The sequence below is a fragment of the Streptomyces fructofermentans genome (assembly GCF_014651055.1).
Classification (GTDB): domain Bacteria; phylum Actinomycetota; class Actinomycetes; order Streptomycetales; family Streptomycetaceae; genus Streptomyces; species Streptomyces fructofermentans.
Window position 1 is genome coordinate 147,130 of record NZ_BMWD01000017.1, and the last position, 6,954, is coordinate 154,083.

7 protein-coding genes are annotated in these 6,954 nt (G+C 70.7%); 3 read left to right on the forward strand and 4 right to left on the reverse strand.

Going from position 1 to position 6,954, the window contains the following annotated elements:
• Nucleotides 1–53: 53 nt before the first annotated feature.
• Nucleotides 54–1,325 carry an LCP family protein gene (locus IE265_RS23105; protein ID WP_190037549.1) on the reverse strand — a complete coding sequence of 424 codons (1,272 nt, stop codon included), beginning with the start codon at nucleotides 1,323–1,325 and terminating at the stop codon, nucleotides 54–56.
• A gap of 119 nt (nucleotides 1,326–1,444) precedes the next feature.
• Here IE265_RS23105 and IE265_RS23110 point away from each other — a divergent pair, with 119 nt between their 5' ends.
• On the forward strand, nucleotides 1,445–1,993 hold the full coding sequence (locus IE265_RS23110; protein WP_190037550.1) for an acyl-CoA thioesterase: 549 nt from the start codon (nucleotides 1,445–1,447) through the stop codon (nucleotides 1,991–1,993).
• A gap of 344 nt (nucleotides 1,994–2,337) precedes the next feature.
• On the opposite strand, the gene IE265_RS23115 is transcribed toward IE265_RS23110, so the two are convergent.
• Entirely contained in the window at nucleotides 2,338–3,786 is a 1,449-nt protein-coding gene (locus IE265_RS23115) for an LCP family protein (RefSeq protein WP_435843720.1), read from the reverse strand.
• Nucleotides 3,787–3,913: 127 nt separating this feature from the next.
• On the opposite strand from IE265_RS23115, the gene IE265_RS23120 reads away from it, so the two are divergent.
• Nucleotides 3,914–4,939, forward strand: coding sequence for a glycosyltransferase family 2 protein (locus IE265_RS23120; protein ID WP_190037552.1), 1,026 nt, complete (start codon nucleotides 3,914–3,916; stop codon nucleotides 4,937–4,939).
• Between the two features lie 66 nt (nucleotides 4,940–5,005).
• On the opposite strand, the gene IE265_RS23125 is transcribed toward IE265_RS23120, so the two are convergent.
• Nucleotides 5,006–5,428 (reverse strand): spore-associated protein A, encoded by a 423-nt coding sequence (locus tag IE265_RS23125; RefSeq protein WP_190037553.1) that lies wholly within the window; start codon nucleotides 5,426–5,428, stop codon nucleotides 5,006–5,008.
• A gap of 107 nt (nucleotides 5,429–5,535) precedes the next feature.
• Nucleotides 5,536–5,982: a hypothetical protein gene (locus IE265_RS23130; protein ID WP_190037554.1), complete on the reverse strand. Its 447-nt coding sequence runs from the start codon at nucleotides 5,980–5,982 to the stop codon at nucleotides 5,536–5,538.
• Between the two features lie 487 nt (nucleotides 5,983–6,469).
• On the opposite strand from IE265_RS23130, the gene IE265_RS23135 reads away from it, so the two are divergent.
• Entirely contained in the window at nucleotides 6,470–6,928 is a 459-nt protein-coding gene (locus tag IE265_RS23135; RefSeq protein WP_190037555.1) for a DUF2690 domain-containing protein, read from the forward strand.
• The last annotated feature ends 26 nt before the right edge of the window (nucleotides 6,929–6,954 follow it).

The following is a 6,954-nucleotide window of genomic DNA, read 5'->3' on the forward strand; positions in this document are numbered from 1 at the left end:
GGGCCCCGCCGGGAGGGCCCGGGCCCGTGGTGGGCCCGGGTGGGGTCGCGGGGTCAGTTGCCCGAGACCGTCACCTTCTCGTCGTTCTTCAGCTGGTTCACCAGGGTCTTGACCTTGGCGGTGTCCCACTGGAGGTTGCCGTTCGCGGAGTTGCCCGAGATCGGCATGTTCATCGACTTGCCGTCGCCGCCGGTGATGCCCTTCATCGCCCAGAACATCGAGCCCAGGTCGAACAGGGACATGTCCGTGTCGACGGTGAGGGTGTCCAGGCCCGCGCCCATGGTCGGGTAGAGCTTGAACGGGTTGAGGACCGTGCCCGGGGTCGCCGTCTGCGAGGCCAGGGCCGAGAGGAACTTCTGCTGGTTCTTCGTACGGTCCAGGTCGCTGTTGGCGAAGGCGTACCGGGTACGGACGAAGGCCAGCGCCTGCTCGCCGTTCAGCGTCTGCTTGCCCGCCTGGAAGTCGGCGCCCGACTTGTCGTCCTTGAAGGCCTTGGGGATGTCCATCTCGACACCGCCCACCGCGTCGACGATCTTCGCGAAGCCGCCGAAGCCGATCTCCGCGTAGTGGTCGATGCGCAGCCCGGTGTTCGCCTCGACGGTCCGGACGAGCAGCTCGGGCCCGTCCTCCGCGTACGCCGCGTTCAACTTCACCTGGCGGCCGGTGCCCTGGTAGGTCTTGCCGGACTCCGAGCCCTTGAACGTGGGGATCGTCACGTTGGAGTCGCGCGGCAGCGAGATCATCGTGTTCCCGTTGTCGCCGACGTGCAGGATCATCATCGAGTCCGTGCGCTTGCCGGCGGCGGAGCCCGTGTGGAGCTTCTTCTTCTCCTCGGCGGACATGCCCGCGCGGCTGTCGGAGCCGACGATCAGGTAGTTCGTGCCCTCGCCCGCGTCGGGCCGGTCGATCACCTTGGACAGGTCGACCTCGCGCTTGAGCTTCGAGTCCGCCCAGAAGTACGTGCCCACGGAGACCACGACGAGAACGGTCACCAGCGTGATCGCGGTCCACTTGATCCGCCGGCGCCAGTCCGGCGCCGGGCGCGGGTCCCGGCCGTAGGAACCGGGCGGGTCCTGCGGACCGCCGCCGCCGGGGGCCCCGTACACCTGGCCCGTGTTGTAGCCGCTGTCGTAGCCGCCCTCGCCGTGGCCGTCGGTGTACGTCGGCTGCTGCGGGACGCCGTGCGGGGGCGCGGAGGGGCCGGGTGCCCGGCCGCGCTGCACCTGGCGCATCACGCGGGGGCCCTCGGGCTGGGCGCTCGCGCCGCCGCGGCCGTGGCGGTCGCCGCCGTTGTTTCCGGACCATCCCTCGGGCCAATCGTTCATGCGCCCCAGTGTGCAGTGCCCGGCTGTGCGGCAGACAGGGTCTGTGGAAAATCGCACCACGGCTGTTGCAGAGCTGATGCAAAGCATTCGCCGTACGGCACCGACATAGGGTGGGACGCATGACAGACCAGGCCCACGACCCGGATTCCGATATTCCGGGCAAGCCGACCTCGGCATCCCGGACCACCCTCAGCCACATCATGACCCACAACGACACCAACCTTCTGGGCACGGTGCACGGTGGAGTGATCATGAAACTCGTCGACGACGCGGCGGGCGCCGTGGCGGGCCGGCACTCGGGCGGTCCCGCGGTGACCGCCTCCATGGACGAGATGGCGTTCCTGGAGCCCGTCCGCGTGGGCGACCTCGTCCATGTGAAGGCCCAGGTGAACTGGACCGGGCGCACGTCGATGGAGGTCGGGGTGCGGGTGCTCGCCGAGCGGTGGAACGAGTCGACGCCGCCGCAGCAGGTGGGTTCGGCCTACCTCGTCTTCGCGGCCGTGGACGCCGACGGCAAGCCCCGGCGGGTGCCGCCGGTGCTCCCGGAGTCGGAGCGGGACGAGCGCCGCTACCAGGAGGCCCAGATCCGCCGCACGCACCGGCTCGCACGGCGCCGCGCGATCATGGAACTGCGGGCGAAGAGGGCCGCGGAGGGCCTCGACCTGTAGCCGCGCCCCGGATGCCGAAAACCGGCTCCGGGACCCGAAGCATCGGGACCCCGGCCCCGGGAGGCCAGTTCTGGGACAGGGGCCCCGGGATCGGGACAGGACCCCGGGATCGGGACCCCGGCCCCGTGCCTCAGCTCCGGGACCCCGGCCCCGGAATCGGGACCCTGTCGGAACCGCCGGGTTGAGGCGGCCCGCGACGGGGAGCCGCCCGCGACGGGGAGCCGCCGGGGACGCGGACCCGCCCGGGCCACGGGACCGCCCGGGCCGCCGAGCCGCCCGGGCCGCGGAACCGCCGGGGGAGCCGGGCATCGCGGGCCGGTCGCCGCCGACCTCCCCGCCGACCGCTAGGGGCAGACCACCTGGTCGCCGGTGACCGCCCCGAACTCGCCCGGGGCCGGATTCTCGGCCCGAACCTTCCGCACGCTCCGGAAGTCCGCGCCGGCGGTCACCTTCATGAGCGGCCCCCGGCCCTTCTCCGCGCGCAGTTCGCTGCCGGGCAGCGCCGCCGCGAGGGACTTGGCCGAGCGGTCCCAGCGCGGGTCGTACCGCACGACCGTGCGCCGGACCGTGCGGTCGGCCGCGTTGACCGGGGCCCTCGTCGTGCGGAACCCGGTGGCCGCCAGCCCGCTGTCGACGCGGCGCCCGAGTCCCGCGGTGGCCGTGCCGTTCTCGACCTGGACCCTGATCTGCTGTGGGGGCACGTCGACGCGTACGGCCTTCGCCCGGACCCGGTGCGCTGCCAGGGGCCTGTCCTCGCGCAGGGTGTCGAAGAGCCGGCCGGCCCTGCGCTCGTCCCACTTCAGGGTCGAACCGATGCCCTTCACGGCGTACCCCATCCGCCCGATCGGGACCGTGGTGAACTCCGAGGAGGACGGCGAGAAGGCCCGCATGGCCCGCCCCAGGTCGAGCAGCTCGTCCGTGCCGAACCCCTTGTCCGCGCGGACCGATCCGAGCACGGACTGCGTCATGTCACGGAACCTGATCGGGTTGAGCAGTACCCCGGACGACGTGGCCCGCGCGATGAGCGCCGCCATGAACCGCTGCTGGCGCTGCATCCGGCCGAGGTCCGAGGCCCCGTCGATGTGCCGCGAGCGGACGTACTGGAGCGCCTGCCCGCCGTCCAGGTCGTGCGTGCCGGCCGCGAGGTCGAGTCCGGTGTACGTGTCCTTCAGGGGCCGGACGGTGCAGATCCGTACCCCGCCGAGCACGTCCACGGTCTTCATGAAGCTGGTGAAGTCGACCTCCAGGTAGTGGTCGATCTTCACGTCGGTCATCTTCTCCACGGTCCGCACGGTCAGTTGCGGCCCGCCCTCCGCGTACGCGGCGTTCAGCTTGACCGGGTGCGGGCGGTGCCGCCTGCCGGTCGTCCGGTCGGTGTGCTCGGGCGTCTCGGCGTACGAGTCGCGCGGCAGGCTCACGACGCTGGCCCGCCGCCGGTCCTCGGAGAGGTGCACGATCATGACCGTGTCCGTGCAGTGGCAGGGGGCGCCGCCGAGCCGGTACCTCTTCTTCTCCGCGGGCGTGATCCGGTCCCGGCCGTCGGTGCCGACCAGGAGCACGTTCATGCCGTGGCCCCGCTCGGGCCGGTTCTTCATGTCCTTGAAGGGGTCGATCCTGTTGATGTCGGCGTCCAGGCCGGTCACCATCGCGTGCCCGATGCCGGCCGCCGCGAGCACCGTCACCGAGAGGGTGGCCGCCACCCGGACGGCCCAGCGCGGCCGGTTGCGCCGTCCGGAGGGACGTGCGGGCCGCTGCCGCGGCGGGGGCGCTGGGGGACGGGTCGGCGTGGGCAAGGCGGACACCTCCGCGTCGGCCGGATGTGGGGGGCCATGGGAACGGTAGGCCCATACGATCTCCGGCCCGGGCCGCGGACGGGGCGGCGCGCGTCCGTGTCCCCCGTTCGCGGTAACGTAACCGGCGATGAACGCCAACGACGTGCAGCTCCCCGCCGTCTCCGTGATCATGCCGGTCCTCAACGAGGAACGGCACCTGCGCGGAGCGGTGCAAGCGATCCTCGCCCAGGAGTACGCGGGCGAGATGGAGGTCGTGATCGCCATCGGTCCCTCGACGGACCGTACGGACGAGATCGCGGCCGAACTCGTGCGCGAGGACTCCCGTGTGCACACGGTCCCGAACCCGACCGGCCGCACCCCCGCCGCGCTGAACGCCGCGATCAAGGCGTCCCGGCACCCGGTCGTCGTCCGCGTCGACGGGCACGGCATGCTCTCGCCGAACTACATCGCGACGGCCGTCCGCCTCCTGGAGGAGACCGGCGCGCAGAACGTCGGCGGCGTCATGCACGCCGAGGGCGAGAACGACTGGGAGCACGCGGTCGCCGCGGCCATGACCTCGAAGATCGGGGTGGGCAACGCGGCCTTCCACACGGGCGGCGAGGCGGCCCCGGCTGAGACCGTGTACCTCGGTGTCTTCCGCCGTGCGGCCCTGGAGCAACAGGGCGGCTACAACGAGGAGTTCATCCGCGCCCAGGACTGGGAGCTGAACTTCCGGATCAGGGAGGCGGGCGGCCTCATCTGGTTCTCGCCGGAACTGCGCGTCTCGTACCGGCCGCGGCCCACGGTGAAGGCCCTCGCCAAGCAGTACAAGGACTACGGGCGTTGGCGCCACGTCGTCGCCCGGTACCACGCCGGTTCCATCAACCTGCGCTACCTCGCTCCGCCGGCGGCGGTGTGCGCGATCGCGGCGGGCGTCGTGGTCGGTGCCGCGCTGACCCCCTGGGGCTTCGTGGTCCCCGGTGGCTACCTCGCGGCGATCGCGCTCGGTTCGCTGCCCGCCGGCAAGGGGCTTCCGGTGAAGGCGCGGCTGCGGATCCCGGTGGCTCTCGCGACGATGCACATGTCGTGGGGCTTCGGCTTCCTGACCAGCCCGAAGTCGCTTGCCAGGAAGGTCGTCGCCTCGCGGCGGCCGGCCGTTACGGCCGAGGCCTGACGGTCTCCCGGCACACGGCGCGAAGGCCCCTCCCGGATCGGGCAGGGGCCTTCGGCGTCAGTGGGCTCAGCCGCAGTGGACGTTGTAGTTGACCTGGATGTAGCTCGCGTTGTTCGCGGTGCCGCCGTAGTCGATGCAGGTGTCCACGGCCTTCAGGTAGACGGGGCCCGCGTAGTACTTGAAGTTGCCCGAGTCCACCTCGGAGGCCTTCCACACGGTGTCGGTCCGGTGGATGCGGAGCCGCGCGTCCAGGTACATCGAGGAGCCCGGGGTGTCGCTGACGGTGACGACGCAGTTGTAGCCGTTGGAGCTGTTGTACGTGATGAAGGTGTTGCCGTCGCCGACGTCCTTGGAGCCGATCACGCTGTAGCCGGACCCGCAGCCGCCGTTGTAGGAGGCGGCCGAGGCGGTGCCGGTGGCCACGACCGTGCCGGCGACGGTCAGGCCGAGGATGGCCGCGAGCGAGCCGAGTCGCTTGGTGCTGAACATGGTTGGGTTCCCATCGGAATCGAGGTGCGGGGCCGGGCGCGCTTCTGTCGGGGCGCACCCGCACGCGGCCCGGGGAGGCCCGGTGCCCGCGCGGGTGCGTCGCGGGGTCAGCCGCAGTGGAAGTAGCCGCCCGGCGGTACGTGGTCCTGGATGATGTTGTTGCCGTTCAGGTTCCAGACGTCGGTCTCGACCGCGATGCAGCGGCCCTTCCCGTAGAACTTGAAGCTCGCGTAGTAGAGGTAGCTGCCGTCGTCCCCGGGGCTGACGTAGCCGTCCTTGTCCGTCCAGGCGTCCACGGCGATGCGCGACTTCACGCCGTAGTACGAACCGCGCTTCACGGCGGCCACACAGTTGTAGGTGCCGTCCCAGAACAGGTACGTCGTGGCGTAGGTCGTGCCGTTGTAGGTGTTGTTCCAGCTGTCGATCTGCGAACCGTTGCAGCCGTAGGTGGCGGCGGCCGCGGCGGGCGCCGTCACGAGCGAGTAGCCGGCGATTCCCGCCAGCGTCAGCGCGATGGACGTGGCGACTCTGGCTGCCTTGCTCCTGAGCTTCAAGATGCCCCCCTGGGACGGTCGTCGGTGCCGATGTGGATCTCCGTGATCCGCAGAGGACACTGACACGGCCCTGGGATTCGAACAAGTATCCGATTAAGTGTTGTCGGAAAAGCGATCATGGTGACCGGAAACGCCTCGCCGCGCCGCCGCTCCGCCGGAGGCCGGGCCCCGGTCGCCGACGTGCCCGCGGGCGGCCCGAGTCGGGCGTGGCCGGCGCACGCGTGCTGCGCTGAAGCACTGTCACATACCTGTCCGTGGGGGGCGGTTGTCTATTCGATCATGAACGAACGCCCCTCCCGCGTCACGCCGTTTTCACGCCACGGCGCTATGGGGATCATCACGTACCGCATCAAGTCGCCTTTACCGAAACTGAGTTGACCGTGTGAAGTGCCCATGATCAGATCCTCGACGGCCTTCAAGGCCACTCCGCGGCTGACCATCCGTGGAGTTCTCGGCATGCCAGGAGAGGGATCCAGTGAGTTTCGGTATGAGGAATCTGGCGCGGGCGGGCGTGGTGGCGGGGGCACTCGGGCTGTCGCTGATCGCCACGATGGGCGGCGCGCAGGCCTACACCCACGACGGCTCGGACCCGTCGGCCGCCGGCTGTTCCGGCGACGCCACGACGGTGGAGTCCGCGACCGTGAAGAACAGCAACGCGACCTTCGGCACGATCGAGCTGCGCTACAGCCTCAAGTGCCACACCGCGTGGGCCCGGCTCACGCTGAACTACACCCAGTCGGCCTGCGGCAACGCCGCGGCGGGCTACGAGTGCGCGCACGCCTACGTCGTGCGCAACAACGACGGCCGCCAGTACTCGTGCGAGATCTCCAAGGGGCAGAAGCAGTGCTACACCCCGATGGTCTACGACAAGGGTCTGACGTCGTTCGCCCAGGCCTACATCGACTCGGCGGCAGGCCAGGCCAACACCCGTACCGCCTCCTACTGACCGGGGACCCGGGCGCCGCGGACCCC